Origin of the sequence: Fulvivirga aurantia (assembly GCF_009711475.1) — a bacterium.
Lineage (GTDB): Bacteria > Bacteroidota > Bacteroidia > Cytophagales > Cyclobacteriaceae > Fulvivirga > Fulvivirga aurantia.
Map to the genome: position 1 here is coordinate 1 of NZ_SMMD01000405.1, position 2,407 is coordinate 2,407.

General features: G+C 39.3%; 3 protein-coding genes. All 3 read left to right on the forward strand.

What is annotated here, in order from left to right; genetic code table 11:
- The first annotated feature begins 94 nt into the window (after positions 1-94).
- The gene (locus E1176_RS02300; RefSeq protein ID WP_155208959.1) at positions 95-391 is read left to right on the forward strand and encodes a hypothetical protein; all 297 of its coding nucleotides are present in this window, start codon (positions 95-97) and stop codon (positions 389-391) included.
- A gap of 12 nt (positions 392-403) precedes the next feature.
- The gene (locus E1176_RS02305) at positions 404-688 is read left to right on the forward strand and encodes a cell division protein ZapA (protein WP_155208960.1); all 285 of its coding nucleotides are present in this window, start codon (positions 404-406) and stop codon (positions 686-688) included.
- Positions 689-829: 141 nt separating this feature from the next.
- On the forward strand, positions 830-2,401 hold the full coding sequence (gene rny / locus E1176_RS02310) for a ribonuclease Y (protein WP_155208961.1): 1,572 nt from the start codon (positions 830-832) through the stop codon (positions 2,399-2,401).
- Positions 2,402-2,407 lie beyond the last annotated feature (6 nt).

The following is a 2,407-nucleotide window of genomic DNA, read 5'->3' on the forward strand; positions in this document are numbered from 1 at the left end:
GAAAAAACACTTACAGACAAGCTTATTGACAAAACCATGAATAAGTTAATGTCTTCATTTGAGAATAAACTCGGAGCTGTAATTAGAAAATAAAATGAATCAGGACCTTCTTAAAAGTAGTTTGGCTTCTTTAGAGAGAAAAATTAATTTACTTATAGGAGAGCGTAAATCTCTACTTACTGAAGTGGAGGTCTTGAAAAATGAAAATGCTGATTTAAAGGCATCTTTAAACAAAAAAGATGAGCAAATTGGCAACTTTCAAAATAAGATTAAAATTAGTAAAATTGTAAACGAAATAGATACAGAAGACGGCAACGCTTCTGAGTTGAAGAGAAAGATTGACGATTATATAAAGGAAATCGATAAGTGCATAGCACACTTAAGTAAATAATAAACCTCCCGAATGGACGAATTATCAATAAAAATAAAGATAGCGGATAGGGAGTACCCGATGAAGGTGAAACCAGAAGATGAAGAACGAGTTAGACGCGCGGGTAAAAATATTAATGAAAGGATAAGGTCTTACAGAGAGCGATTTGGCATCGATGATAAGCAAGACCTGTTAGCTATGGTAGCGTTTGATTGCCTTGTAGATAAAATGGAAACTGAAGAGAATAAAGGCGATCTCGATGAAAGTGTGTTAGATAAAATCAATCAGTTAAATCATCTCGTAAATCAGGCACTTTAGACCTCATTTATCCTCAACTCTTTTTGCCAGCCTTTTTTGTATCAAATTATGTGAAGAGTGCTATATGGATGATTGAGGAAACCCCTTTAAACCAACCTACGCCACCATCTAGTCTCTCACTCATTTTTTAAACCAAAAGTAATGGATGGTATTGATATAATGTACTTTGCAATTATCGGAATAGTTGCATTGGGTGCTGGTATACTTATAGGTCGATCGATGATCGCAAAAGGTAATGCTCAAAAAGAAAAAGAGCTGGAAGAGAAAGCAGCACGAATGATCAAAGAGGCAGAAATCACTGCCGAAAATATTAAAAAAGATAAAATTCTTGAGGCTAAAGAAAAGTTCTTAAAACTAAAATCAGAGTTTGAAGAAGAAGCTTCCCGAAAGAAAAATCAGATCATTACCAACGAGAACAAGCTCAAGCAAAAAGAATCACACCTCTCTAAAGAGTTTGAGAATGTAAAACGACAAGAAGCTGACGTAAAAGAACTAAGAGACAACCTTACGGCACAATTAGAGGTAGTAAATAAGAAAAAAGCAGAACTCGATAAATTCAATCAGCAAAAGGTTTCGATTCTTGAGAAAATATCAAACCTCACTGCCGATGAAGCTCGAGAACAACTGATCGAGTCCTTAAAAAGCGAAGCTGAGACAAAAGCTTCTTCTTACATCAAAGACATCCTTGAGGAGGCGAAACTATCCGCCACAAAAGACGCTAAGAAGATCGTTCTGGAAACGATTCAGCGTACAGCTACAGAGCATGCGATAGAAAACTGCGTGTCTATCTTCAACATTGAAAGTGACGACATAAAAGGTAAAGTAATTGGTCGAGAGGGTAGAAACATCAGAGCACTTGAGGCTGCTACAGGTGTCGAAATAATCGTAGACGATACACCAGAGGCGATTATCATTTCAGGTTTCGACCCGGTAAGGAGAGAAATCGCAAGACTTTCATTACACAGGCTAGTCCAGGACGGCAGAATTCACCCTGCACGTATTGAGGAGATTGTTTCTAAAACCAAGAAAAATATCGAGGAAGAGATTGTTGAGATTGGTGAGCGCACCGTTATTGATTTAGGTATTCATGGTTTACACCCGGAACTGATCAAGATGGTAGGACGCATGAGGTTTAGATCTTCCTACGGTCAAAACCTATTACAGCACTCGAGAGAGGTAGCAAACCTTTGTGCCACTATGGCTTCGGAGCTCGGTCTTAATCCAAAACAAGCCAAACGCGCTGGCTTATTGCATGATATCGGTAAAGTGTGGCCAGAGGAGCCTGAAAAGCCACACGCTATCCTTGGTATGGAGTTGGCTCAGAAATACAAAGAGCACCCGGTGGTTTGCAATGCAATCGGAGCTCACCATGATGAGATAGAAATGACTCATTTGATCTCACCAATCATTCAGGCCTGTGACGCCATTTCAGGGGCCAGACCTGGCGCCAGAAGAGAAGTTATGGAAAGCTACATCAAGCGATTGAAAGAGCTTGAAGAGCTTGGCTTAAGTTTCGATGGAGTGAATAAATGCTACGCCATACAGGCCGGACGCGAATTGCGTGTTATGGTAGATGCTGAAAATGTTTCTGACGATCGTGCAGGGCAACTTTCATTCGATATTTCTCAGAAAATAGAGAAAGACATGCAGTACCCGGGTCAAATCAAAGTTACTGTTATAAGAGAAATGAGATCTGTGTCTTACGCTAAGTAAGTCAAC

What these genes read in the sequence shown, in the direction of transcription:
- E1176_RS02300 (WP_155208959.1), top strand. Translation starts at nt 95, where the DNA reads ATGAATCAGGACCTTCTTAAAAGTAGTTTGGCTTCTTTAGAGAGAAAA.
- E1176_RS02305 (WP_155208960.1), top strand. Translation starts at nt 404, where the DNA reads ATGGACGAATTATCAATAAAAATAAAGATAGCGGATAGGGAGTACCCG.
- rny (WP_155208961.1), top strand. Translation starts at nt 830, where the DNA reads ATGGATGGTATTGATATAATGTACTTTGCAATTATCGGAATAGTTGCA.